Origin of the sequence: Pseudoalteromonas sp. SG41-1, from assembly GCF_014164575.1 — a bacterium.
Classification (GTDB): Bacteria; Pseudomonadota; Gammaproteobacteria; order Enterobacterales; family Alteromonadaceae; genus Pseudoalteromonas; species Pseudoalteromonas rhizosphaerae.
The window spans coordinates 14,219-38,496 of record NZ_JACJFL010000016.1 but is presented as its reverse complement, the minus strand read 5'-3'; the positions used below and the strand labels follow the sequence as shown (position 1 = coordinate 38,496).

24 protein-coding genes are annotated in these 24,278 nt (G+C 39.8%); 17 read left to right on the top strand and 7 right to left on the bottom strand.

What is annotated here, in order from left to right; all coding sequences use genetic code 11:
• Positions 1 to 22: 22 nt before the first annotated feature.
• The 3 genes from H5203_RS11135 to djlA are packed head-to-tail and all read left to right on the top strand — an operon-like array spanning position 23 to position 2,598.
• Positions 23 to 1,027: an aminoglycoside phosphotransferase family protein gene (locus H5203_RS11135; protein WP_182731787.1), complete on the top strand. Its 1,005-nt coding sequence runs from the start codon at positions 23 to 25 to the stop codon at positions 1,025 to 1,027.
• Positions 1,027 to 1,698 (top strand): N-acetylmuramate alpha-1-phosphate uridylyltransferase MurU, encoded by a 672-nt coding sequence (gene murU, locus H5203_RS11130; protein WP_145235454.1) that lies wholly within the window; start codon positions 1,027 to 1,029, stop codon positions 1,696 to 1,698. The genes H5203_RS11135 and murU overlap by 1 nt, the downstream gene beginning before the upstream one ends.
• A 27-nt stretch (positions 1,699 to 1,725) precedes the next feature.
• Positions 1,726 to 2,598 carry a co-chaperone DjlA gene (djlA, locus tag H5203_RS11125; RefSeq protein ID WP_149982088.1) on the top strand — a complete coding sequence of 291 codons (873 nt, stop codon included), beginning with the start codon at positions 1,726 to 1,728 and terminating at the stop codon, positions 2,596 to 2,598.
• Here the strand turns inward: djlA and H5203_RS11120 are convergent.
• Both H5203_RS11120 and rluA read right to left on the bottom strand, forming a co-directional pair.
• The gene (locus H5203_RS11120) at positions 2,581 to 3,510 is read right to left on the bottom strand and encodes a DUF3530 family protein (RefSeq protein ID WP_182819731.1); all 930 of its coding nucleotides are present in this window, start codon (positions 3,508 to 3,510) and stop codon (positions 2,581 to 2,583) included. The two genes, djlA and H5203_RS11120, sit on opposite strands and share 18 nt — an antisense overlap.
• Positions 3,511 to 3,586: 76 nt before the next feature.
• Positions 3,587 to 4,240, bottom strand: coding sequence for a bifunctional tRNA pseudouridine(32) synthase/23S rRNA pseudouridine(746) synthase RluA (gene rluA, locus H5203_RS11115; RefSeq protein ID WP_182819730.1), 654 nt, complete (start codon positions 4,238 to 4,240; stop codon positions 3,587 to 3,589).
• A gap of 925 nt (positions 4,241 to 5,165) precedes the next feature.
• On the opposite strand from rluA, the gene H5203_RS11110 reads away from it, so the two are divergent.
• The 4 genes from H5203_RS11110 to H5203_RS11095 all read left to right on the top strand — a co-directional run bounded on the left by H5203_RS11110 (position 5,166) and on the right by H5203_RS11095 (position 9,814).
• A complete protein-coding gene (locus H5203_RS11110; RefSeq protein WP_145235462.1) occupies positions 5,166 to 6,170 on the top strand; it encodes a Fe(3+) ABC transporter substrate-binding protein in 1,005 nt (334 codons plus the stop codon).
• Positions 6,170 to 7,801: an iron ABC transporter permease gene (locus tag H5203_RS11105; protein ID WP_182819729.1), complete on the top strand. Its 1,632-nt coding sequence runs from the start codon at positions 6,170 to 6,172 to the stop codon at positions 7,799 to 7,801. Before H5203_RS11110 ends, H5203_RS11105 begins: the two co-directional genes overlap by 1 nt.
• On the top strand, positions 7,801 to 8,850 hold the full coding sequence (locus H5203_RS11100) for an ABC transporter ATP-binding protein (RefSeq protein ID WP_182819728.1): 1,050 nt from the start codon (positions 7,801 to 7,803) through the stop codon (positions 8,848 to 8,850). Before H5203_RS11105 ends, H5203_RS11100 begins: the two co-directional genes overlap by 1 nt.
• A gap of 64 nt (positions 8,851 to 8,914) precedes the next feature.
• A complete protein-coding gene (locus tag H5203_RS11095) occupies positions 8,915 to 9,814 on the top strand; it encodes a Dyp-type peroxidase (protein WP_145235468.1) in 900 nt (299 codons plus the stop codon).
• Between the two features lie 19 nt (positions 9,815 to 9,833).
• On the opposite strand, the gene argR is transcribed toward H5203_RS11095, so the two are convergent.
• Positions 9,834 to 10,301 carry a transcriptional regulator ArgR gene (gene argR, locus H5203_RS11090; RefSeq protein WP_145235470.1) on the bottom strand — a complete coding sequence of 156 codons (468 nt, stop codon included), beginning with the start codon at positions 10,299 to 10,301 and terminating at the stop codon, positions 9,834 to 9,836.
• Between the two features lie 224 nt (positions 10,302 to 10,525).
• Between argR and mdh the strand changes: the two genes are divergently transcribed.
• Entirely contained in the window at positions 10,526 to 11,461 is a 936-nt protein-coding gene (gene mdh, locus H5203_RS11085) for a malate dehydrogenase (RefSeq protein WP_182819727.1), read from the top strand.
• A gap of 80 nt (positions 11,462 to 11,541) precedes the next feature.
• Here the strand turns inward: mdh and ispB are convergent, their stop codons facing one another.
• Positions 11,542 to 12,513, bottom strand: a complete 972-nt coding sequence (gene ispB / locus H5203_RS11080; RefSeq protein WP_145235474.1) for an octaprenyl diphosphate synthase — start codon at positions 12,511 to 12,513, stop codon at positions 11,542 to 11,544.
• A 422-nt stretch (positions 12,514 to 12,935) separates the two neighbouring features.
• On the opposite strand from ispB, the gene rplU reads away from it, so the two are divergent.
• The 7 genes from rplU to H5203_RS11045 all read left to right on the top strand — a co-directional run bounded on the left by rplU (position 12,936) and on the right by H5203_RS11045 (position 18,023).
• Positions 12,936 to 13,247 carry a 50S ribosomal protein L21 gene (gene rplU, locus H5203_RS11075; protein WP_006794538.1) on the top strand — a complete coding sequence of 104 codons (312 nt, stop codon included), beginning with the start codon at positions 12,936 to 12,938 and terminating at the stop codon, positions 13,245 to 13,247.
• Positions 13,248 to 13,263: 16 nt separating this feature from the next.
• Positions 13,264 to 13,521, top strand: coding sequence for a 50S ribosomal protein L27 (rpmA, locus tag H5203_RS11070; protein ID WP_064665557.1), 258 nt, complete (start codon positions 13,264 to 13,266; stop codon positions 13,519 to 13,521).
• Positions 13,522 to 13,662: 141 nt separating this feature from the next.
• Positions 13,663 to 14,817 carry an Obg family GTPase CgtA gene (cgtA, locus tag H5203_RS11065; protein WP_145235477.1) on the top strand — a complete coding sequence of 385 codons (1,155 nt, stop codon included), beginning with the start codon at positions 13,663 to 13,665 and terminating at the stop codon, positions 14,815 to 14,817.
• A 73-nt stretch (positions 14,818 to 14,890) separates the two neighbouring features.
• Entirely contained in the window at positions 14,891 to 15,382 is a 492-nt protein-coding gene (gene folA, locus H5203_RS11060) for a type 3 dihydrofolate reductase (RefSeq protein ID WP_182819726.1), read from the top strand.
• Positions 15,383 to 15,461: 79 nt separating this feature from the next.
• On the top strand, positions 15,462 to 15,839 hold the full coding sequence (locus H5203_RS11055) for a DUF3718 domain-containing protein (protein ID WP_145235479.1): 378 nt from the start codon (positions 15,462 to 15,464) through the stop codon (positions 15,837 to 15,839).
• Between the two features lie 137 nt (positions 15,840 to 15,976).
• Positions 15,977 to 16,678 carry a DUF3581 domain-containing protein gene (locus H5203_RS11050; RefSeq protein ID WP_145235481.1) on the top strand — a complete coding sequence of 234 codons (702 nt, stop codon included), beginning with the start codon at positions 15,977 to 15,979 and terminating at the stop codon, positions 16,676 to 16,678.
• 97 nt (positions 16,679 to 16,775) lie between these two features.
• The gene (locus tag H5203_RS11045; protein WP_182819725.1) at positions 16,776 to 18,023 is read left to right on the top strand and encodes a DEAD/DEAH box helicase; all 1,248 of its coding nucleotides are present in this window, start codon (positions 16,776 to 16,778) and stop codon (positions 18,021 to 18,023) included.
• Positions 18,024 to 18,135: 112 nt separating this feature from the next.
• Here the strand turns inward: H5203_RS11045 and H5203_RS11040 are convergent, their stop codons facing one another.
• Complete coding sequence (locus tag H5203_RS11040; protein WP_145235486.1) at positions 18,136 to 19,092, bottom strand: methylenetetrahydrofolate reductase; 957 nt, start codon at positions 19,090 to 19,092, stop codon at positions 18,136 to 18,138.
• A 248-nt stretch (positions 19,093 to 19,340) separates the two neighbouring features.
• On the opposite strand from H5203_RS11040, the gene H5203_RS11035 reads away from it, so the two are divergent.
• Positions 19,341 to 22,226 carry a pitrilysin family protein gene (locus H5203_RS11035; RefSeq protein ID WP_145235488.1) on the top strand — a complete coding sequence of 962 codons (2,886 nt, stop codon included), beginning with the start codon at positions 19,341 to 19,343 and terminating at the stop codon, positions 22,224 to 22,226.
• Between the two features lie 164 nt (positions 22,227 to 22,390).
• Here the strand turns inward: H5203_RS11035 and H5203_RS11030 are convergent, their stop codons facing one another.
• Complete coding sequence (locus H5203_RS11030; protein ID WP_016708636.1) at positions 22,391 to 22,711, bottom strand: helix-turn-helix domain-containing protein; 321 nt, start codon at positions 22,709 to 22,711, stop codon at positions 22,391 to 22,393.
• Between the two features lie 2 nt (positions 22,712 to 22,713).
• A complete protein-coding gene (locus H5203_RS11025; RefSeq protein ID WP_182717228.1) occupies positions 22,714 to 23,106 on the bottom strand; it encodes a hypothetical protein in 393 nt (130 codons plus the stop codon).
• Positions 23,107 to 23,444: 338 nt separating this feature from the next.
• Between H5203_RS11025 and cysE the strand changes: the two genes are divergently transcribed.
• Positions 23,445 to 24,263 carry a serine O-acetyltransferase gene (gene cysE / locus H5203_RS11020; protein WP_145235490.1) on the top strand — a complete coding sequence of 273 codons (819 nt, stop codon included), beginning with the start codon at positions 23,445 to 23,447 and terminating at the stop codon, positions 24,261 to 24,263.
• Positions 24,264 to 24,278 lie beyond the last annotated feature (15 nt).

The following is a 24,278-nucleotide window of genomic DNA, read 5'->3' as shown; positions in this document are numbered from 1 at the left end:
TGAAAAATAGATATCTTGTAAAATGAATCGTTATAAAAGTTTACAGCAGTTTTTAAATCCGCACTTCGAAGATGAAGTATACCAGCTAGCTGCGATCACCGGAGACGCCAGCTTTCGTCGTTATTTCCGTCTAAATCGCGGTCAAGATAGCTATATAGTTATGGACTCAGATCCAGCTAAGCTCGATAACACTCCTTATATAGAACTCAACAAAGTTTTTTCTGAGCATGGTTTCAAACTACCAAAAATATTACATGCTGATGAAAAGCAAGGGTTCTTCTTATTAAGCGATTTAGGCAACACACATCTTGCTGATATGCTAGATGATAAAGAACGTATTAATCACTATAAACACCTTATAAAACTTAGTGCACAATGGGCAAAAATGCCGCCTGTTGAGCACATGAAAGATTTTGATCGGGCATTTTTAGAATTAGAACTAAGTATTTTTTTAGAATGGTTGGTAGAGGGATTTTTAGAGCTAGAAGTTACTGCTGCAGAACGTACTTTATGGCAAACGAGCTGTGAGTTATTAATTGAAAATATACTCGCGCAACCTAGCGTCACCGTACACCGTGATTTTCATAGCCGTAATATTATGCACAGTGAACAGCAATGGGCAATTATTGACTATCAAGATGCCGTGCAAGGCCCGGTATGCTATGACCTGGTATCGTTACTGCGTGATTGTTATTTTAAACTTCCTCACGATGAACTTGAATACTTACTTGAGCATGCATTTGCTGAGTTTGAGCAACAGGGCTTGCTCAGTAACATCAGCTTTGCAACCTTTAAACAATGGTTTGATTTAACCGGTATTCAACGCCATTTAAAAGCGGCGGGTATTTTTTGCCGGTTAAATTTACGCGATGGTAAACTCGGTTATATGGATAATGTATTACCGACACTGCGCTACATTAGTGATGTGGCGCAAGATCATTCATCGTTGGTGGAGCTGGGTAAATGGATCAGCAGTAAGATTATTCCTGCTACCTTAGTCGCACTTAATAAAGTGCCAACTAAATAATGAAAGCGATGATTTTAGCCGCGGGTCGCGGTCAGCGAATGATGCCACTTACCGCAGAATTACCTAAACCTATGTTAAAGGTGCAAGGAAAACCATTAATCGAGCATCATATTGAGCGACTAAAAACAGCAGGGATCACTGATTTTATTATTAACCTTGCTTGGCAAGGAGATAAGATCCGTGCTTACTTTGGCGATGGTAGCCGGCTTGGTGTACATATTGAGTATAGCCAAGAGCCTGAGCAGGGATTAGAAACTGCAGGTGGTATTATTCAAGCCTTACCTTTGCTTGGTGAGCAATTTATTGTTATTAATGGCGATATATTTACCGACTATGATGTTAGTTCATTACTGCATATTCACTTAGATGCGGGCGAGGCACATATTGTGTTGGTTGAAAATCCAGCCCACAACCCAAATGGTGACTTTACGTTGCGTCATCTAAGCGCAGATAGCCCCAAGTATACATTTTCTGGTATTAGTCGCTTTCATCAGCAATTTTTTGCAGGAATTACAGCGGGTACTCATCGCTTAGGGCCATTATTAAAAAGTAAATTGGCTGAGCATGTTGTCTCTACGGAGCTGTACATAGGTAACTGGGACGATATCGGAACTCCAGAACGATTAGCTCAATTGAATGAGTTGTTGATAGAGCAACAAAAAACTCATTAAGTAATTCACATATAATAGGAGCGCCTCATGTGGGGTAAAATTTTAGGTGCCTGCTTTGGCTTTATGTTTGGGCGTATTATAGGCTTATTTATAGGCTTATACCTGGGCCATATGTTTGACAAGAGTTTAAAGCAGAACTTTGATAAAGCCGGCGGCTTTTCAAGCTTATTTAAAGGCGATGATGATATTAATCAGCGCCAAGCGTTATTTTTTACCAGCTGTTTTGGAGTAATGGGGCACATTGCTAAGTCAAATGGCCGCGTAAGCGAAACCCACATCCGTGCTGCCAGTTTATTTATGGATGAAATGGGACTCACTGGTGATGATCGCAAAGAGGCACAAGATGCATTTAAAGCGGGAAAAGACGCTGATTTTTCATTAAAAGAAACTGTTTTCGATTTTAAAGAGCGTTTTGCTCGTCGCCATGATTTATTACAACTGTTTTTAGAAATTCAAATCCAAATGGCGTTTTCTGATGGGGTGTTAGCTGCGCAAGAAAAGGAGCTACTCCAAGAGGTAAGTAAGTTATTAGGGATCTCTAAAACTCACTTTGCATTTGTACTTAAACGTTACCAAGCTGAATTTTCATTTCGTCAGCAACAACAACGCTATCAACAGCAGCAACAACGTCAACAAGGGCAAAGCAGTAGTTATCGTGAAGGCTCAGGGCATCATGTACCGCCAAATAGTGGCATGAGCCGTACTCAAGCTCTGGCTTTGCTGGGGTTAAATAATGAGGCGAGTGAACGAGAAGTAAAAGTAGCGTACCGTAAATTAATGGCGCAGCACCATCCTGATAAATTAGTTTCTCAAGGTTTACCTAAACATATGATGGAACTGGCAGTCAAGAAAAGCCAAGATATTCAAGCCGCTTACGAATATTTAAAAAAGGCGGCGTAAAAACCCGTCTACTTCTTTGGTCAAGCGCTCATGTTGCTCAGGCTCAGAGCGCAAACCAAACAGCTCACGTTGGCGGTAATCATATTTACTGTGACGTTTAACCCAGCGTTTTCTATCCGCCACACTCAGCAGTAAGTCTGGGTTATCTATGTTGTAGTAAATATCCAATAACGGCGGGCTAATAGTCGATATAATCGCGTTAAGTTGTTGGTTACGTTTACTGTTTGGTAAATAACTGCTAAGGCTGACAAATGCATCTATGTTGGTATTTGGATATTCGCCATAGTGTTCGAGCAATACTCCAGCAGAGGCACCTTGTGCAATAACAACAATTTTCCCATCTTCATCCAATGCACTTTGATACAACGCATTAAAGCGTGCAATTAAGTTGAGTTTATAATTATCTATTATTGCATTGCTTATATGAGCGATAGCATCAACATGTACAATAGGAGTGGCTGTGTCAGCTGATGGTTCGCCATTGTCTGAACTTGTAGTTTGCTTAGCCGCTGCAGGTTCAGTTGTTTCACTTGCATCCGCAGGTGGCGCTGCTTGCCAATCAATATCGGGTACCGTCATAGCAATTGTGGCATAGCCTAAATCGTTAAGTTGCGTACGTAAAAAGTTGAGCCCGTTGTTATTGGTAGGTAAGTGTTGCCAATCAGGGATAATCAACACCACACCGCGCTGCTGGGCACTCATGTGTTGGCGATATAAACTTAAAAACTCAGTATCACCAGCAAGTAGCGGTTTTAGTTCATCTTGCGGCATTAGGCGTGATAAATCATTACTGCTGATTGTTGACCATGGTGTGGGTGCAATAAAGTCGGCTGCTTGGGCTTGCATGGCCAAGAAAGTCGCGTAAACCAAACTAATTAATTGCCATACTTTAAACTGTTTGCCGATAGCCATATAAACCACCACGATGAATCAATAAGTTGTTATCGGCGTGTACAGCAAAAAGTTTAGTGTGATTTTAAGCTCGTAATTAAAACTCTGGCTCAGCTTCAAAAGTCATAATTTGTGCTGTTCCCGGGTGAGTGAGCTGTAGCATTTGTGCGTGCAATTGCAAGCGGGGGGCAGCAGCCAGGGCATCAGGGTGAGCATAGAGCCTATCGCCTAAAATAGGGTGCCCCAATGACAACATATGCACACGTAATTGATGTGAGCGTCCGGTAATAGGGGTAAGTTCCACACGAGTGGCGTGCAACTCATGCTCCAGTACAGTGTAATGAGTTAAAGAGGGCTTCCCCTTGTCATGATCAACCATTTGCTTAGGGCGGTTTGGCCAATCACAGATCAGTGGCAAATTGACTGATCCCGTTAATGGCTCTAATTTACCGTACACTCGTGCAATATAGCGCTTTGCAGTTTGGCGTTCTTGAAACTGCATACTTAAATGACGATGAGCCGCTTTATGCATTGCTAAACAAATAATTCCAGAGGTTGCCATATCTAAGCGGTGAACTACTTTTGCCGTAGGAAAAACACGGTTAACGCGAGCTATCAAACAATCGGCGTGTTTAGGATCTTTTCCCGGCACAGTCAAAAGTTCACTGGGCTTGTTGACGATCAGTAAATCATCATCTTGAAATAAAATGGTTAAATACGGATCTAATGGAGGATTGTAGTTAATTAACACGGCCGACCTCAATGATTTATGAGCGCGCTATTTTAGAGAAGTCATCGCTTATACACAATCAATAAAGTATTAGATTAGACGCGAGAGTATTAATGAGCGAGTTAATTGACAAGTAGTCGTTAAGCAGAGGGTATTTTTGGGCAAAAGAAAAGCGCGAACTATTGCTAGTCGCGCTTGCGGAATCTTCTAATTTTCTGCATCCTGCAATTGAACTTAATCAACTCCTAAACTTTACTAATCCATGTGATCACACTGTTACTTATTCGTTCTGCGTGATATAGGCTATCCGTGCCTCTGTCCTATGTGCTTCCTTTTGATCCTTTTTGGTAATCTCTATTACCGGTCCTTTACGCATCGTCCTGATGCTATCCCTTAGTTAACAGTTCCATTGTGATACCCTTTAGGGCCTGTCCATCTGTCCGCTTTTATAACATCCTGTCTAACAACTCTCTTGCGAGCCCTGTTGTTATTCCTTTTCGCATCATCTTGACGCTGTCCGTGTATTTTCTATCCTTAGTGCTACTCATCCTGAGCCTGTCCGTGAATCCATTTTTTCCTAACGTAACCTTTAATTCGAGGTTTATGAGTAATCATTCCTTGTCCGTTTACTCATTTAAGCGTCACTGCTTAACCGATGAAGTAAGTATAGAGAGTATCTGCAAACAAAATAGGCTAAAAACAGTAACGAAAATACAGTCATTATTTTGAAATTTTATAATAGTTATTATATTTCATGTGGTTAGTTTGTTTTTAGACTTTTTTTATGATGTTTTATACTCAATAGCTGTCATAACCGTGAGATATATCGCACAAGTGATTTCCATTATGGGCATGGTCATCATTGATTAAGATTTAATAAGTGCACTTTTTCAAGGAGCAAGTTATCATTACATGATAATAGTTATTATTTAGTTGGAAGCGATTTATGAAAAAGACATTAGCAGCTTTAGTTGGCTTAGTGTTAACAACCCCTGTGTTTGCAGATGAAGCAGTAAATATTTACTCTTTTCGACAACCGTTTTTAATTCAGCCAATATTAGATGATTTTACTAAGCAAACAGGCATTAAAACAAATGTGGTGTTTGCTAAAAAAGGATTAATAGAGCGTGTTAAGCGTGAAGGAAAGCATAGCCAAGCTGATTTAGTCTTAACCTCTAATTTTAGTGATTTAGTGCAGCTAGATGAATTAGATTTAACCCAAACAATTAATAGTGAAACCGTTAATAGTAATGTACCGGCTAAGTTTCGTGATGTTGAAGGACAATGGGTTGCATTAACTAAGCGGGTGCGTAACGTTTATTCATCAAAAGAGCGCATAGGTGCATTAGCGCATTTAAGCTATGAAGAATTAGCCGATCCTAAATACAAAGGCAAAATTTGCACCCGTTCGGGTAAGCACCCATATAATTTAGGCTTGGTCGCTTCAATGATTGCACACCATGGTGAAGCAGAAACTAAAAAATGGCTTGAAGGTGTGAAAGCAAATTTAGTTCGTAAACCTCAAGGTAATGACCGCGGGCAAGTAAAGGCAGTAAAAGAAGGCTTATGTGATTTAGCGATCGGTAATAGTTATTACTTTGGTAAGATGATGGAAGATCCCGAGCAAAAACCATGGGCTGATGCCGTACATATTAACTTTCCGAATCAAGATAACAGAGGCTCACATATTAACGTATCTGGTGTAGTTATGACCAAGTACGCTAAAAATCCTGAAAATGCCTTGAAACTAATCGAGTTTATGACCGACAATAAGGCGCAAAATATGTACGCTTCGGTCAATATGGAATATCCAGTAAGGCTGGGCGTTGAATTATCAAGCTTAGTAGCATCATGGGGTAGCTTTAAGGAAGATAGCTTAGCGCTTGATGAAATTAGCAAATATCGTCCTTTAGCACTTAAGCTAATTGATGAGGTGAAGTTCGACCTTTAATGAGTTTAAAATTTTCACTGTCGCGATGGCAGTTATTCGCGTGGGTTATTGGCATAGTGTTGATAACCCCATTGTGTTTTTTATTGTTCGAATCACTACAAGGCGATTCTGACGTATTTAGCCACCTCTGGGATACCGTGCTATGGGATTATACCCGCAATACACTGTTACTTATTTTGGGTGTTGGCGTTGTCAGTTGTATTATTGCCCTTCCGCTTGGCTGGTTAACCGCTTATTGTGATTTTCCCGGCCGTAAACAGTTTGAGTGGGCGCTTATGCTGCCCCTTGCGATGCCGACCTATATTATTGCTTACGTTTACACTGATCTGTTTGATTATGCCGGTCCGGTGCAAATAGGGTTACGCGAATGGTTTGGTTGGCAATCACCTAATGATTATTGGTTTTTTGATATTCGTACTTTATCTGGTGCGATTATTATGATTGCCTTAGTGCTTTATCCTTATTTGTATTTGATTTTTAAAACTGCATTACGCGAACAGTCATTTAAATTGGTGCAGGCGAGTCAGTTGATGGGATTATCACCTAAGCAGAGCTTTTTCAAAGTTAGTTTACCACTTGCTCGAGGGGCGATTGTGGCTGGACTGACGCTGATCAGTATGGAAGCAATGGCTGACTTTGCAACCGTTAATTATTTTGCGGTAAGTACTTTAACCACAGCGGTTTATGATACTTGGTTAGGGTATTATTCGTTAACAGCTGCGGCTAAAATTTCAGGTATTATGTTACTTATATTGTTTTTAGCGTTAACGATGGAGCGTTTTAGTCGTCGTAATCAAGCTGTATTTGAGCGCCAACCAAGCGTCAACAGTGATGCGCTATATAACTTAACGGGCAAAAGTGCATGGCTGGCAACTATCTTTTGTATTGCAGTGTTATTTTTTGCCTTTATATTACCTGTCGCTGTGTTAATGGGTTATGCCATTTCATATTTCGGACAAGCATGGAAAAGCGTATTTTTTCTCTATGCATGGCAAAGCTTTAAAGTCGCGGCCATCGTGAGCATTATCACCATTATTTTGAGTCTGTTAGTGGTATTTTATCAGCGCATTGCTAAGCAGCAATATCCACTTGTACCTGGGCGATTAGCCAGTACAGGTTATGCGTTACCTGGAACAGTACTCGCTATTGCAGTGTTGTTACCATTGACCTTGTTAGACGATAAATTAAATACTTGGTTAGAGCCAATAGGTATTACACCGGGGCTATTATTGAGCGGTACTTTGTTTGCAATTATATTTGCATATGTGGTGCGCTTTTACGCTATAGCTCATGGTGCAATTGAAGCTAGTTTTATGCGGATAAGCCCATCGCTTGATATGGCGAGTCAATCAATGGGGAAAAGCCAAGGCCAAACTCTACGCAAAGTACATATCCCGTTATTACGTCGTGGTATTTTAACCGCAGGATTGTTGGTATTCATTGAATGCATGAAAGAATTACCTACCGCATTGTTATTAAGGCCATTTAATTTTGAAACCTTAGCGACTCATGTGTTTCAGTATGTCAGTGATGAGCAGTTAGAGCTGGCGTCTATTTCAGCGTTAGCAATTGTTTTGGTGGGGTTAATTCCTTTATACTTTATTAATCGCTCGATGGAGCAACGCAGTTAATGAGCAGTTTAGTATTAGAAAATTTATCGTATCAATACAACGGCACATCCGTGATTGAGCACTTAGATTTAACTGTCGCACAAGATGAAATAGTGTGTTTACTCGGTGCTAGTGGCTGTGGAAAAACCACCACATTAAAAGCTATTGCTGGGCTGATTGAAGCAAAGCAAGGAAAAGTATTTATTGATAGTAAGTTAGTCAGTGATGAGCATACTTTTTTAGCGCCAGAGTATCGAAATATTGGCATGATGTTTCAAGATTATGCGCTATTTCCACATTTAACTGTGGCTGATAATATTGCCTTTGGCTTAACCAATATGACAAAAGCGGATAAGTTAAAGCGCGTTGCTGAAATGCTTGAGTTAGTGCATTTAATTAATTGTGCAGAACGTTTCCCGCATCAGTTATCTGGGGGTCAGCAGCAGCGAGTGGCAATTGCTAGGGCACTGGCTTATAAACCTAGTTTATTGTTATTAGATGAACCGTTTTCCAATATTGATACGCAAGTACGGTTTGAGTTAATTGCAGATATTCGTCGTATTATTAAAACCCAGCAAGTATCAGCTGTATTTGTTACTCATTCAAAAGAAGAGGCATTTGCGTTTGCTGATACATTAGCGGTAATGCACTGTGGGAAAATTGCTCAACAAGGTACGTCTGAGCAGCTATTTAGTGCTCCAAGCTCAAAGGTAGTTGCAGAATTTCTTGGTCAGGGCATATACTTAGACGCAGAAGTATTAACAGCAACTGAATATCATACTGCTTTCGGATGTGTTGAGTCATTAGTTACGCATCGTCATGTTAAGCAAGTTGGGAAACTTTATGTTCGCCCACACCATCTTGAGTTAATACCTTTTCAATCACAAGGCTGTAGTGCAAATACGGTGACTATTTTAAACAGTCGTTTTGTTGGTTCGCATTTTGTGTATAAGGTTATGGTTGATGGACAAGAAATTGAAGTTGCTGCTCAGTTGGGCCACTCATTTTTAGCAAATGAACAGGTGACAATAAAAATAACACCACACACGGTTAACTTTTTCGCAGATTAAGTGCTTTAGTATTTTTAATTTCATTAAAAACGCCGTGTATGAGATTTTGAGTTAAGGAAATACCATGGCGCAAGCGCAATCTGGAATTTGTGCTGAGGCAAACTTGCACGGTTTACATTTGTTTTTTAATGTATTTGATGGCCACGATGAGTCATTACGCAAAAAGTTAAAATACGTTAGCGCTATCCAAGATGAGTTTTCAGATCAGTTTTCTGAATCGATGCTCTCCAGCCTAGTTGCAGTGGGGGCACAGTATTGGCCGCACATTCTGCCTGAATTTCTGCCTAGTGAATTACAGAGCTTTCCTAATATTCCTCATAATGATCATATTATGGGGGCTCAGCCTTTTGATTTATTTGTCCAAATTCGTTCCGATAGGGAAGATGTAAACCATTTATTTGCTTTGCAAATTCTTAAGTTATTTGCCCCCGATGTTGAATTAGTTGAGCAAGTGCGAAACTTTCGATTTTTAGATGGTCGCGATTTTAATGGTTTTATACTCGGTGGTGACACTCCTCATGGTCGCCAAAAGCGCATCACAGCGTTAATCAATAAACCCAACCATTTTGAAGATCAAGGCAGTTACGTACATATACAGCGCTATAAGCATGACTTAAGTGTGTGGCAAAATTTACCTCTGAGTGAGCAAGAGCAAATAATGGGACGCACTCGCTTAGATAATACCTTGATTATGCCTGCGACTGAGAATAGTCATGCTGTACGCACTGAGTTAAAAGATGAGCAAGGGCAACCACTGCAATTAAATCAAAACATGCCTTATGGTGACGTTTACGAACAGGGTATATTAGCGATTAGTTATGCAGCACAGGGAAATGCATTTGAGCAAGTATTACGAAGTCGATTAGGTGATGCCGATTGCTACGATCATTGGCTTGATTTTACTCAAGCCGATATGGGTTCTGCATTTTTTGCCCCATCAATTAACTTTTTAAAGCAGCTGTAAAAAGTTTGAATCGGTAGATTTATACCGTATCAAATAAAATACGCACACGTTCAAGAGTTACATCAATTTCAGATACTTTAGCTGGAGCGATAAAAATAGTATCGTCACCAGCAATGGTACCTAGTACGCCATCTGCTTTACCTAATGAATCTAATAGTCGAGCAATTAATTGTGCAGCTCCTGGGCTGGTTCGAATAATGATCATCATTTCGTTATGCATTATATCAATCACTAACTGACGTAATGGGCTTTTCGCTGTAGGTACGCCCATTTCAGCAGGCAAACAATAGACCATTTCTTGTTTGGCATTACGAGTGCGTACCGCGCCAAACTTGCTTAACATCCGCGACACCTTACTTTGACTAATATTATCAAAGCCTTGCTCTTTTAGGGCGTCAACAATCTCACCTTGTGAACCAAAGTTTTCTTCTTTTAAAAGTGCCTTAAAGGCCTTTACTAATGCTTCTTGTTTATCTTGTGGTTGCATATTATAGGTTCTTATTCATAAGTGATGCGCTAATTGTACACAATGTTGCATACTTATGCAGTAGTTGTTTGCTTTTGCGATGGATTTTAGTGCTGTAAACCAGCAAGTTTACAACTATGGTCTAAATTATATGTGAAATAAGCAGGATAAATTTGTCTTTAGTCGTTAATTTCATTATCTTTAGAGCCACAAATATTTCCTACCTCAAATTACGGAGAATTCCAATGAAAGTTGCTGTATTAGGTGCTGCTGGCGGTATCGGCCAAGCGTTGTCTTTATTATTAAAAACAGGCTTACCAGCTGGTTCTGAATTATCACTTTATGATGTTGCTCCAGTTGTTCCTGGTGTTGCTGTTGATCTTTCTCATATCCCAACTGACGTTAAAGTTGCAGGCTTTGGTGTTGATGCACTAGATCAAGCGTTAACTGGTTGTGATATCGTTCTTATCCCTGCTGGTATGCCACGTAAGCCTGGTATGGACCGCGCTGATTTATTTAATGTTAATGCTGGTATTATCAAAACATTAGCAGAAGGTATTGTTGTTAACTGTCCAAAAGCATTAGTGGGTATTATCACTAACCCAGTAAATGGCACTGTGCCAATTGTTGCGGAAGTATTCAAAAAAGCAGGTACTTACGACGCGAAACGTGTTTTCGGTATTACCACTCTTGATGTGATCCGTTCAGAAGCATTTGTAGCTGAGCTTAAAGGTGTTGACGTTGCAACTGTGAAAGTACCAGTAATTGGTGGTCACTCAGGCACAACAATCCTTCCGTTACTATCTCAAGTTGAAGGCGTTACTTTCACTGATGAAGAAGTTGCTGCACTTACTCCACGTATCCAAAATGCAGGTACTGAAGTAGTAAATGCAAAAGCGGGCGGTGGTTCTGCAACATTATCAATGGGCGCTGCTGCTGCACGTTTTTGTATGTCTTTAGTTAAAGGCTTACAAGGTGAAGACGTTGTAGATTACGCTTACGTTGCTGTTGAAAATGGCGATGCTGCATACTTTGCACACCCAGTACGTTTAGGTAAAAACGGCGTAGAAGAAATTCTTTCTTACGGTGAACTAAGCGCATTTGAAGAGCAAGCTAAAAACGACATGCTTGATACGCTGAAAAAAGACATCCAAGAAGGTGTTGATTTCATCAACGCTTAATTGCTAAGTCGATTGATACAAAAAAGCCTGCATTTGCAGGCTTTTTTATGCTCGAAGGATTTTTATACATTAGGTGTTTATTAGTGATTACGATCAACGGCAATACGAGCCAAGCTAACGAGTGCTTCTTTATACGGTGATTCATCTAATACAGATAAACACGCAATCGCTTTATCAGCTTCTTCGTTGGCTTTATTCATCGTAAACTCAAGTGCTTTGGTTTCATTGAGGGCACTTAGAATAGCTTCTAAGTGGTCCATACCATTACTGTGCTCAATGGCATCACGGATCAACTGTACTTGCTCAGCATTACCGTGGCGCATAGCATAAAGTAGTGGCAGGGTAGGTTTGCCTTCGGCCAGATCATCACCGATGTTTTTACCTAACTGCTCAGCATCAGCATTGTAATCAAGTACGTCATCCACCAATTGAAAAGCGGTTCCTAAATGCATACCATAAAGATTAAGCGCTTGCAGCGTAGAGTCGTCTTTTTCGGTAATAATCGCAGCAAGGCCTGTTGCAGCTTCAAATAATTTAGCTGTTTTAGAATAAATTACCTGCATGTAGCTATCTTCGGTGGTATCAGGGTCGTTACAGTTCATTAATTGCAGCACTTCACCTTCCGCAATCACGTTGGTTGCATCAGCGAGTATTTGCATAACTTGCATTTTACCAATACCAACCATCAGCTGAAATGAGCGGGTGTAGATAAAGTCACCAACAAGTACGCTGGCTGCATTACCAAACTCAGCATTTGCTGTCGGTGTTCCTCTGCGTAAATTTGATTCATCAACGACATCATCATGCAGTAATGTAGCTGTGTGAATAAATTCAACAATAGTTGCTAAAGTAACATGATCTTTGCCTTCATAGCCAAGTGCTTTAGCCGCTAAAATAGCCAACATAGGGCGAACACGCTTGCCGCCGCTGTTTACTATATATAAGCCTAGTTGATTGACTAATGCTACATCAGAGCGCATTTGCGCGTAAATTAGTTGATTGACGTCATTCATATCGTTTTCGATTAACGCCTGGATAGCTTTTATATCCATTGATCTCCGAGCCAATTTTAATGGGTATACGGGGCTGATTGTACAACAAAAAACAGCTTTGCTCGACAGTTTGTGACGATTCGCTGAAAAAACACGGTTAAGCAGCTTAATTTAGCCTTAATTTGGAAAGATAACTTTTTTATTTGAGAAAATTTACGTTAATTCAACATGGTTGTTTTTTATTCTTAGTGCGTGTTTGTTCGTGGTGTAATTTATTTGTCATGAAACGCTAAAAAGGCTTGGCATAATGCCAATTTAATATAAAATAGGTGAAAATATTGAATCGCCTTCAATGCAGCTATTTTTTATTCATTTAATTAATAAAACAGGCTTGCTAGTTTTTGCACATTAGCGTAAACTTCGCGCCCTATTGAATAATATTTTAGTTGCGTCGATTTGAGGGCGCACAGACGGAGTTAATTATGTACGCGGTTTTCCAAAGTGGTGGTAAACAGCACCGTGTGACTGAAGGTCAAACAATTCGTCTTGAGAAATTAGACGTTGAGACTGGTGCAGCAGTTGAATTTGATTCAGTACTTTTAGTTGCTGATGGTGAGAAAATCGAGATCGGTGTACCGTTCGTAAACGGTGGTAAAATAACAGCTGAGGTTGTTTCACATGGTCGCGGTGAGAAGATTAAGGTTGTTAAATTTAGACGCCGTAAGCATTCTCGTAAGCAAATGGGCCATCGTCAATGGTTCACAGAAGTTAAAATCACTGGCATTAGCGCTTAATTAGAGGTACTTAGAAATGGCACATAAAAAAGCAGCTGGTAGTACTCGTAACGGTCGCGATTCAGAAAGCAAACGCCTTGGTGTTAAGCGTTTTGGTGGCGAATCAGTTCTAGCGGGTAGCATCATTGTTCGTCAACGTGGAACTAAATTCCATGCTGGCACAAACGTAGGTATCGGTAAAGACCACACTATCTTCGCAAAAGCAGATGGTAAAGTTCAGTTTGAACAAAAAGGTCCTTTAAACCGTAAATACGTAAGCATCGTATCTGAGTAATCAGAATCGGTTCTTAAAAAACCCCGCCTTTGCGGGGTTTTTTGTTTTGAAAATAAATATATACCTAAGCCAAGCCTGCAATCAGCTTGGCTTAGGTATATAATAGTGAAATTAACAAGCCAATCCCTAAAGTGAGTAATCATGAAGTTTGTAGATGAAGTAGAAATTCGCGCAGAAGCTGGAGACGGTGGCAGCGGCATCGTATCTTTCCGTCGTGAAAAATATGTCCCAGATGGTGGACCAGACGGCGGTGACGGTGGAGATGGTGGTAGTGTTTATCTACAAGCTGATGAAAACTTAAATACCCTAATCGATTATCAGTTTGAGCGTTTTCATAGAGCTGAACGTGGTACTAATGGCCGCAGTCGTAACTGTACCGGTAAAAAGGCTGATGACTTATATGTGATGGTGCCTGTAGGTACTCGGATCATGGATGTTGATACCCAAGAAGGTCTTGGTGATTTAACTCAACATGGTCAAAGAATTTTGGTTGCAAAAGGCGGTTTCCACGGCTTGGGGAATGCGCGTTTTAAATCAAGTACTAACCGAGCGCCTCGTCAAAAAACATTAGGCACACCGGGTGAAGTACGTAACCTTAAACTAGAGCTATTATTATTAGCTGATGTTGGTTTATTAGGTTTGCCAAATGCAGGTAAGTCTACTTTTATTCGTAGTGTATCGGCAGCGAAACCAAAAGTAGCTGATTACCCATTTACTACGCTGATTCCAAATTTAGGTGTGGTACGTCCAGAAGCAAATAAATCATTTGTTATTGCAGATATCCCAGGGTTAATTGAAGGTGCCTCTGATGGCGCTGGCTTGGGTATTCGCTTCTTGAAACATTTAGAGCGTTGCCGTGTATTACTGCATATTATCGATGTTATGCCTGCCGATGGTTCAAACCCAGTAGATAATGCATTTGCGATCATTAATGAGTTGCATCAGTACAGCCCGAAGCTGGCTGAAAAACCACGTTGGTTAGTCTTTAATAAAATAGACTTATTGCCTGAAGATGAAGCTCAGGAGCTATGTGAGCAAATCGCTGAAGAGTTAGGCGAGACTGAAAATATTTATCATATTTCTGCAATTAATAAGCTAAATACTCAGCCATTAATTCATAACATCATGACGCTACTTGATAGCATGCCAAAAGAAAAGTTTGTACCAGTTGAAGATGAAGAAGTTGAATTCAAATGGGATACTTATCATAAAGATGCCACTAAGAAGAATGATGACGACGACTGGGATAGTTGGGATGATGACGATTATGACGTTGAAGTTGTCTATGAGCGTTAGACTAAAGTAAAATATTTTAAAAGGAGCTGGTGCTCCTTTTTCTTTTTATAATAAAAAAGTATTGGGTTTTAATGTGAAAATTTCAATGATTGCAGCTATGGCTAAAAATAGAGTGATTGGCCAAGATAATGATATGCCATGGCATTTACCTGCTGATTTACAGCATTTTAAAGCGGTTACAATGAATAAGCCCGTGATCATGGGACGTAAAACATTTGAGTCAATTGGTCGCCCTTTACCTGGTCGACGCAACATCGTTATTAGCCGAAATACAGACTATACTGCAGTTGGGGTTGATGTAGTAACATCTCCTGAAGCCGCAATTTCATTGCTGTGTGAGTCTGATGAAGTAATGGTGATTGGTGGCGGGAATGTATATCAACAATTTTTAAAAAGTGCCGATACACTTTATTTAACGTTTATTGACCTTGATGTTGCAGGGGATACTCAGTTCCCTGATTATGAACAATCAGCAAACTGGCAAGTTGTAGAAGAGCTGTATAATCAACCTGACGATAAAAACATTTATGGTTATAAATTCGTCACATTGGATAAAGTTAAGTAACATTATTGCGGTTAAGCTTATAGGTTGATACAATATTAAACAACTAAGGTAGTTATAAAGTATTACACAAGGGTATAAAATGATTAAATTATCAACACTCGTTATTGCTGCAGCTGTTATTTCTGGTTCTGTTGCTTTTAGCGCGCCAGTTAAAGCGGATGATCAGTTAGCTGTTTCAATCTGTGAATACATAGCTGCGGATGATAAAAACCGTCTACGTGATAAATTAAAAAGCTCACGTGTGAAAATTCGTAATATTTATGATGCAGTACAATGTAATGGTCTTAACTTGCTACGCCATGCGGTTGCCAGTAATGCAGTTGATACTGGTGAATACATTGTGAAAAACTTATCTAAAAGCTCTTTAGAAGATGGAGCTGACATAGCATGGGCCGAAGCAAATGGTCATGGCGGTTCTGCATTAATACCAGCTATTAAAGAACGTGCTGGTTTATAAGTTATAATAAATTATTAAAAAAGCCGCGATATCGCGGCTTTTTTGTATCTGAAACAAAAGTTTAACAGATTCGACCTCTATTGTAATTTTATCTGGTAGAATAGGCAGGTTATAAGCAGTTTAAGCAGTGAACAACTATGTTAAGTCCTTTTTATCAGCAACATGCTGACTATGTCTCTATTTCTCGTGAACAAGGGTGTCGTTTCGCAAAGTGCGTTGCTGATGATTACAATCCACTTCATGATAAAGATGCAAAACGTTTTTGTGTGCCTGGAGATTTATTATTTTCATTGGTATTAAGTCGTTATGGCATCAGTGAAAAAATGGAATTTACCTTTGCCGGCATGGTTGATGAGAATACCAAACTCAACTTCCCTGAGGGGGCAGATGAGTTTGATATTACCAGTGGCGATAAAGTCATGCTGAAGGTTAAGCGCGAAGGTAAAACTAGCCAGTGCCAAACACTCACAGATAGTCTAATAAAAAATTACGTTGAGTTTTCAGGTACAACCTTTCCGCATGTTATTATTCCACTTATGGGCAAGCAAGATGTCATGATCAACCCTGCTCGCCCTATGGTTATCTATGAGTCAATGTTGATTAATCTCGATACATTAGAGATCCATGCACCTACGTTAGAATACGCAGAGCCGAGTTTTGAATATACAGGCAAGCGTGGAAAAATCACTTTGCGTTTTAACTTGTTAGAAAATGGCGTAAAAGTCGGCTGTGGTGAAAAGCACATGTTGGTATCAGGTATTCAACAGTATTGCCAAGATACGGTGGATGATCTAATTACGTTCTATAACCAACGTAAAGAAACCCTCAAACCAGCTTGAACATTTAGCAAGCTTAAAAAGGCGCCGCAAAGCGCCTTTTTTGTTATTCGCTTTGGGCGTACAATAGCGCCATTATTTGTTACACAAAGCTAAACTTATGTCTGCGACTACTTTCTCTGAGTTAAAACTCGATCCTGTACTGCTTAATGCACTTGAACAAAATGAATATCATACCCCTACGGCGATACAGCTAAAAACTATTCCGCTGATTTTAGCTGGTCATGATGTTATGGGGAGTGCACAAACAGGAACAGGTAAAACAGCTGCTTTTGTATTACCTCTGTTACATAAATTACTTAATACACCAAGTAAAGATGAGCCGGGTACTGCTAGAGTACTTATTTTGACACCAACTCGAGAGCTTGCTCAGCAAGTCTTCGCTAGCTTTGAAAAATACGCACAAGGTACTGATATTAAAGGTGCACTCGCTTATGGTGGTGCCAGTATTGGCCCGCAAATTAAAGCCATGAAAGATGCACAAGTTGTAGTGGCAACGCCAGGGCGATTACTTGATCATATAATCAAAGGCAGCATTAAGCTATCAAGTGTTGATTCACTGGTGTTTGATGAAGCCGATCGCATGCTTGATATGGGCTTTATTGACGAAATTAAACGTATATTGCGCCATGTTCCCAGTGATCGTCAGACCTTACTATTTTCAGCGACCTTTGACGATAGTGTATTTGAGCTCAGTAAAAAGTTATTAAAAGATCCAAAACTTGTTGAAGTCGATAAACGTAATTCTGCGGCTGTAGAAGTTGAGCAAATCATTTACGCGGTTGATGAAGACCGTAAACGTGAGCTTGTCTCGCACATGATTGGCATGAAAAACTGGCGCCAAGTACTGATCTTTACTCGCACAAAGCAAATGGCCGATCAACTCGCCAAAGAAATGTGTAAAGATGGCTTAAAAACACAGTCAATTCATGGTGATAAATCTCAAGGTGCACGTGATAGAGCACTGCAAGATTTTAAAGAAGGTACCACTCGTGTGCTAGTGGCAACCGATGTTGCAGCTCGAGGTCTAGACATAGTCTCGTTAAAGTATGTGATTAATTTTGAATTACCTTATATAGCTGAAGATTATGTCCACCGTATTGGCCGCACAGGGCGCGCTGGCGAGCAAGGCTTAGCGATGTCATTAGTCAGCCTTGACGAGCAGTGGTTACTTGAAGAAATTGAAGTGTTGCTTGATACTCGTCTAACGCCGCAGTGGTTAGCTGGCTATGAACCTGATCCAAATAAAAAGCCAAAAGACAACCGTAAAAACACCAATAAATCACGTAAAGAGCGCGACAAAAAACGTATTACAGGGCAAAAAACACCAAACAGAAGACGCAAATAATCGTTCTCAGTCGTGACTTATTAATTCATTGCATAGTATAGTATTTATTATCAAGCTCAAAATAAGCAAACGGATATGCTTACTTTGAGTGATAAATTATAAAAACGGATACTTACGCAATTTGTTTTTCAGCTAAGTTTAATTCCATCGTCGCTTTTAATAAGCGGTAAAGATTAATAGATGCATCAATTTCTTCTTTACGGTTGGTTAAACTTTCAATATTTAACCCCAGTGGCACGTCTAAATGCGCGCAACTTCTTAGTATTAAATCTAAGTTTTCACGGCAAATACGTACAGATTCACTCAGTGGGTTTTGCGAATCAAGCATCCGCCATTTAGTTGCATCAGGTACGGAAATTCCTAACCATTGCATAAACTCTAAGGTTTTTTCACTGCCGCAGGGTGTAAAGGTTAGAATAATACGTTTAGGTTCGATACCTTGAGCTTTACAGCTGCGCGCATAACTGGTGATCAAATCCACGGTTGCTTGCGCGTTATACACAGCTTGTGAGATAAAAAATTTACAGCCTTGCGTGGTTTTTTCAAGTAAGCGTTCATGTTCATTACGTTTACTTGCGTGGCGCTCGGCAATGGTAACGCCTCCTAAAAAGAAGTCTTGAGGCTGTTCGCTTAAGACTTTATAAGCATCAGGCAGGCTTAATTTAATATCCCCGTCAGATGATGGACTACCGACTAATACTAGGTTTTTTAAATTAAACTGGTTTTTAGTTTCGCTTAACCACTGTTTAAATTCGGCCACACCGCGCTGTGCAACACTTTTATAAGTGATCACTTCTTGATGCGATAAATTACGTAGTAAGTTACTGTATTCTCGAGGATCTACTGTTTGCTTGAACGGAAAAGGGCGAGGCATCTCAGTGCGACTACTTTCATCTTGAATGTCATAAATAATCACGCCATCGTATTCAATTTCATGCAAACGAGCTAAGAGCTTTTGGGCGATAATTTCAAGCTGCGCTTTATCAGTACCAATACGTGGTGGGGTGGTACCAATTAAGTACACACCCTGATTGGTGTCTTCAATTTTCTCTTGTAGTGATAAAGCCATAATCCTCATTCCAGCTAAGTTAGTGTCTATGGCAAATAATATAGCAGCCATTTAGACGTCTAGATAGATTTTTTTTAGTGAAACTTTTTCAACGAAGGTGAGTTTTATTCATGTTGCTCTGAATGAAGAGTTCTCTGATACACAACTGTTTACATAATTTATTACCTCAGGGGTCTTATATTGACTTGCTTTGTTGCATAATCGGATGACTAAAAACAAGAAATTTATTCAACTAACAAGGGATAGCAATGAAATTTAAATTATTAGCAACGAGCCTTGCGGTAACGCTTGCACTGAGCGGCTGTGCAAATAACAGCGGCTCAAACATGGTCAAAGAGGTTGAGATTGAACAGTCAACGGTTGCCAGTAGTAATGATCGGGTGTTCTCACAAGATTATTTATTAGAAGAGCTTGATAACGGTTTACGCGTTATGGTGGTTAAAACTGATTACCCTGATGTGGTATCACTACAAATTCCAGTGTCTGTCGGTTCTCGTAATGAAGTCGAAGCAGGTAAAACCGGTTTTGCACACTTTTTTGAACACATGATGTTTAAAGGCTCTGAAAAATATCCGCAAGATGTGTATTCTGATATTCTAAAAAATTCTGGGGTTGATAATCGCGCTTATACAACCAATGATTACACTAACTATCACTTAAACTTTTCAAAGCAACATCTTGATAAAGTACTTGAAATTGAAGCGGATATTTTTCAAAACCTGACTTATTCAGAAGAGCAATTTCGTACCGAAGCATTAACAGTTAAAGGCGAATACCTTAAAAATAATGCCAGCCCGGTTCGTAAGTTACTTTCTGCAGTACGTAATGAAGCATTCGAAAAACATACTTATAAACATACCACCATGGGCTTTTTTGAAGATATTGAAGCCATGCCGGATCAAATGGCATACGGTAAAGAGTTTTTTGCTAAGTTTTATAAACCTGAATATGTGTCATTAGTGATTGTAGGCGATGTTGATCCAGCTGAAACTATGGCTATGGTTAAAAAACACTGGGGCCAATGGCAAAAAGGCGATTTCGTTGCTGATATTCCAACCGAACCAAAACAGCAAGCGGCGAAATATATACATGAGCAAAACGAAGGCTTACCAGGGCATTGGTTATTAGTATCTTATAAAGGCACAGCCTGGCAGCCAAAACAAAAAGACAGAGCCGCGCTTGATTTACTGTCACAGCTTTATTTTTCAACCAACTCAGAGCTTTACCAAGAGTTAGTGGTTGATAAACAAATTGCTAGCCAAATGTTTAGCTATAACCCTGATACCAAAGATCCCGGCTTATTACATGTTTTTGTGAAAGTTGAAAATGAGGCTGATTTAGCGGTTGCTCGTGATGCAATTAATAGCACCTACGCAAAAGCTCGCACTGAGTTGGTTGATAGCCAAAAGCTAGCTGATTTAAAATCCAATCTTAAATACAGCTTTATTAACGGCCTAGACTCATCACAAGCTATAGGTTCAACCCTTGCCAGTTATATGCATTTTGAGCGCGATCCAGAAGTCGTCAATCAGTTATATGCAACGGCAGATAGCATCACCGCGCAAGATATTAAAGACATTGCTAATAAGTATTTTGTAGACAGCGGTCGTACTACTGTGACTATGTCTGCACTGGATAAAGTGGCTGGCTTTGAACAAGAAGTGGACTTAAACACTCTCGTTGCTAGCAAGCAAACTGTGCAACAGCGTCATTTTAAAGTGCTAGATAAAACCAATAGTTCGCCATTGATTGATATTAACTGGTTATTCCATACCGGTGCTGCGGCTGATCCTAAAGGTCAAAAAGGCGTAGCTGCACTCACTGCGGCCATGCTTGCTCAAGGTGGTTCACAGGCGAAGAGCTACAACGACATTAAACAGGCACTTTATCCATTGGCAGGTAGCTTTGGTTATCAGATAGATAAAGAAATGATTTCGCTACAAGGGCGTGTCCATAAAGATAACGCTGCACAATGGTATGCACTGGTTAGTGAGCAGTTACTAAATCCTGGCTTTAGAGAAGATGACTTTAAACGCCTTAAGAAAGAGCTCATCGACGGTATAAAATCTGGCCTAAAAGCCTCAAATGACGAAGAGCTAGGTAAAGAAGTGCTTTATCATAAGCTGTATCAAGGTCACCCATATGAGAGCTATAACTACGGTGATCTATCTGATTTAGAAGCATTAACACTTGATGACGTGAAAGCGTTTTATGCGAAAGAATTTACTCAAGCTAAACTGACTGTCGGTTTAATTGGCGCAGTACCTGAATCACTTAAAGCAACCATGTTTAGCGATTTAAGTGCTTTGCCTAAAGGTCAGCAAAGTCGTTTATCGATTCCTGATGCACCAGCGCTAAAAGGTCATCACGCTACAATTGTAGAAAAATCAGCGCAATCGACTGCGGTATCGTTTGGCTTCCCAATTGATACCATTCGTAGTAGTGAAGACTGGACGGCACTGTGGTTAGTTCGCTCATACTTTGGCGAGCACCGCAGTTCAAACTCATATCTTTATGAGCGCATTCGTCAAACCCGCGGTATGAACTACGGCGATTACGCATATATTGAGTATTTCCCACGAGGTATGTTCCAGACTAAGCCTGATGCAAACTTAGGCCGCTCTGAGCAAATATTTCAAGTATGGCTTCGCCCGCTGCGCTCGAACAATGACGCTCATTTTGCAACGCGTACCGCTTTATTTGAACTTGATAAGCTAATCAAAAATGGCATGACAGAAAAAGACTTTGACGCAACGCGTAACTTCTTAATTAACTTTGTGCCGCAAATGGTAGCAAGCCAAAACCGTCAATTAGGGTATGCGCTAGATAGTGAGTTTTACAACACCGATACTTTCGTAAAATATGTAACGAGCAAGCTTGAAAAACTGACAGTAGCTGATGTAAATCGTGTCATAAAAGAGAACTTACAAACGGATGATATTCAGTATGTGTTTATCACCGGCGACGGAAAAGATATGCAAAAGCGCCTAGCGTCAGAGCAAACATCCCCTATGGTATATAATGCAGAGAAACCAGCTGAATTAGTTGCTGAGGATAAAGTAATCGCTAATTACAAACTGGCAATACCAGCGAAAAATATTGAAGTACTTGCTGTAGATAAGGTGTTTGAATAACGAGCATTTAAATAACTAAGAAGCTTAATTTAGATGCCCCAAATTTGGGGCATTTTTATAACATTGCGCCAATTTTTACACCTAATCCAAAAAGTATAATTGCACTGACGATAAGCACTAAGGTGATGTGTCCTCGCGATTCCTTTGACATAGTTTAAATCTCCTTATTTCATAATTAAAAACACGGTGATCATGCCAAGCGCAAAGCTGGCAATGGACGACAGCGCTAAAATTGTTGTGATACTTTGCGTATTTAAAGTATGTGTCTGAGCAACTGAAACTGTATTTTCCTCAAGTTTTATTAACTCACCTTGACGTACTTCTAACACTGCACACAAGGCCATGGTGGTTTCTTTAGACGCTGCGCCTTCTTTTTCTACCCGTTGAATAGTTCGTAAACTTACGTCACAGGCATCTGCAAGCTGTTGTTGAGTCCAATCAAGCTTTTGCCTTAATGCTTTTATAGTTTTGGGGTTTAATTGCATGATTATTTCCCCAAAGCTAATGTTGAAATAATATACCCAACAGTAAAACCAACAACAAAACATCCAGCAATAAAAAGAGCTGATTTTTTAGGGTTACTAAATAAAGTTGTTTGCTCTAAGCTTTTAACTAACTTTTTATTTTTAAACAGTGAGCACTCAAGCCTACCAGTTAAAATATTGTGCATTTCAAACTTAACATTAAAAGTATTACCTGATAGTTCAAATTGGTGTTTACTTGTGACATTAATACTTCGCTTTTCACTAACTAGCTCATCATTAATATAGACTTCTTCCTTACCGGTGAAGTAACTGCCAAAGCAGGCTATTTGATCGTCGCCATCTTGAAAGTAAAATTTATAGCCTAGTTTCTTTGTATTGAGTATGTCATTGTTCATCATCGTATTCCTTATTAAGTTGATGATGCTAATTTAGCGTTTATTATTATTTTTTACGCCGTCAGCTTTACGCCAGTTGTTATTTTGTCATATGACAGTATAACTGTCATTGATGTTTAGTTATTGAATTTTAAAGTTTTATATTTTTTATGGCTACACGTTAATTTTATCTACTGTCGTAACTCATTATGTAAAACTATAATGAGATTATTAAAGAATGATTTTGAAATTTAGTTATATCTAATAACTAGAACAAATAACCGCAGCGTTAACACATCTGACTTGAAATCCGTTAAACTGCATAAAAGCTTATCTTCGTATTAATCTAAGGCCGTCCTATGCGTCATGAAATTTGGCAACAGCTCCGCACCGAAGCAAAAGAAGTCGTTACCCGTGAACCTCTATTAGCAAGTCATGTGTATTCATGCATTTTAAATCATGAGTGTTTAGGGTCTGCGTTGAGTTTTATCGTTGCCAATAAGTTATCTGATGCTGTGGTATCTGCATTTACTATCCGGGAGTTATTTGATCAGGCTTTTGTTGAATGTGATCGAATGCTTACTCATGTTGCCCATGATATAAAAGCCGTTAAAGATCGTGATCCCGCTGCCGATACATATTTAACTGTGATATTAAATTTAAAAGGTTTCCATGCAATTCAAGCACATCGACTCGCCCATTGCTTATGGTTACAAAACCGTAAAGAGCTCGCTCGCTTTATTCAAAGCCGTACCTCAGAAGTATTTGGCGTTGATATCCATCCTGCTTGTAAAGTCGGCCATGGTATTATGTTTGACCATGCAACTGGTATAGTGATTGGTGAAACAGCTGTTATTGAAGATAACGTCTCTATTTTACAATCAGTTACTCTAGGTGGTACTGGTAATGAAAAAGGCGATCGTCATCCGAAAATTCGCGCCGGTGTTTTAATTGGTGCTGGGGCTAAAGTGCTCGGCAATATTGAGGTCGGCGAGGGCGCCCGAATTGGCGCAGGCTCAGTGGTACTGAGCGCCGTACCACCACACACCACGGTTGTAGGCGTACCAGCTAAAATTGTTGGTAAACCAAATTGCCCCTGTCCAGCGAAAAGTATGAATCAGAATTTTTTAGAGGTTGATGAGCCGCAAAACGAATCACACACCAGTGCAATGCTCTAAGTAAAAAACTTAAAA

Coding starts and splice junctions, on each gene's coding strand:
- H5203_RS11135 (WP_182731787.1), top strand. CDS start 23: ATGAATCGTTATAAAAGTTTACAGCAGTTTTTAAATCCGCACTTCGAA.
- murU (WP_145235454.1), top strand. CDS start 1,027: ATGAAAGCGATGATTTTAGCCGCGGGTCGCGGTCAGCGAATGATGCCA.
- djlA (WP_149982088.1), top strand. CDS start 1,726: ATGTGGGGTAAAATTTTAGGTGCCTGCTTTGGCTTTATGTTTGGGCGT.
- H5203_RS11120 (WP_182819731.1), bottom strand. CDS start 3,510: ATGGCTATCGGCAAACAGTTTAAAGTATGGCAATTAATTAGTTTGGTT.
- H5203_RS11110 (WP_145235462.1), top strand. CDS start 5,166: ATGAAAAAGACATTAGCAGCTTTAGTTGGCTTAGTGTTAACAACCCCT.
- H5203_RS11105 (WP_182819729.1), top strand. CDS start 6,170: ATGAGTTTAAAATTTTCACTGTCGCGATGGCAGTTATTCGCGTGGGTT.
- H5203_RS11100 (WP_182819728.1), top strand. CDS start 7,801: ATGAGCAGTTTAGTATTAGAAAATTTATCGTATCAATACAACGGCACA.
- H5203_RS11095 (WP_145235468.1), top strand. CDS start 8,915: ATGGCGCAAGCGCAATCTGGAATTTGTGCTGAGGCAAACTTGCACGGT.
- argR (WP_145235470.1), bottom strand. CDS start 10,301: ATGCAACCACAAGATAAACAAGAAGCATTAGTAAAGGCCTTTAAGGCA.
- mdh (WP_182819727.1), top strand. CDS start 10,526: ATGAAAGTTGCTGTATTAGGTGCTGCTGGCGGTATCGGCCAAGCGTTG.
- ispB (WP_145235474.1), bottom strand. CDS start 12,513: ATGGATATAAAAGCTATCCAGGCGTTAATCGAAAACGATATGAATGAC.
- rplU (WP_006794538.1), top strand. CDS start 12,936: ATGTACGCGGTTTTCCAAAGTGGTGGTAAACAGCACCGTGTGACTGAA.
- rpmA (WP_064665557.1), top strand. CDS start 13,264: ATGGCACATAAAAAAGCAGCTGGTAGTACTCGTAACGGTCGCGATTCA.
- cgtA (WP_145235477.1), top strand. CDS start 13,663: ATGAAGTTTGTAGATGAAGTAGAAATTCGCGCAGAAGCTGGAGACGGT.
- H5203_RS11055 (WP_145235479.1), top strand. CDS start 15,462: ATGATTAAATTATCAACACTCGTTATTGCTGCAGCTGTTATTTCTGGT.
- H5203_RS11050 (WP_145235481.1), top strand. CDS start 15,977: ATGTTAAGTCCTTTTTATCAGCAACATGCTGACTATGTCTCTATTTCT.
- H5203_RS11045 (WP_182819725.1), top strand. CDS start 16,776: ATGTCTGCGACTACTTTCTCTGAGTTAAAACTCGATCCTGTACTGCTT.
- H5203_RS11040 (WP_145235486.1), bottom strand. CDS start 19,092: ATGGCTTTATCACTACAAGAGAAAATTGAAGACACCAATCAGGGTGTG.
- H5203_RS11035 (WP_145235488.1), top strand. CDS start 19,341: ATGAAATTTAAATTATTAGCAACGAGCCTTGCGGTAACGCTTGCACTG.
- H5203_RS11030 (WP_016708636.1), bottom strand. CDS start 22,711: ATGCAATTAAACCCCAAAACTATAAAAGCATTAAGGCAAAAGCTTGAT.
- H5203_RS11025 (WP_182717228.1), bottom strand. CDS start 23,106: ATGAACAATGACATACTCAATACAAAGAAACTAGGCTATAAATTTTAC.
- cysE (WP_145235490.1), top strand. CDS start 23,445: ATGCGTCATGAAATTTGGCAACAGCTCCGCACCGAAGCAAAAGAAGTC.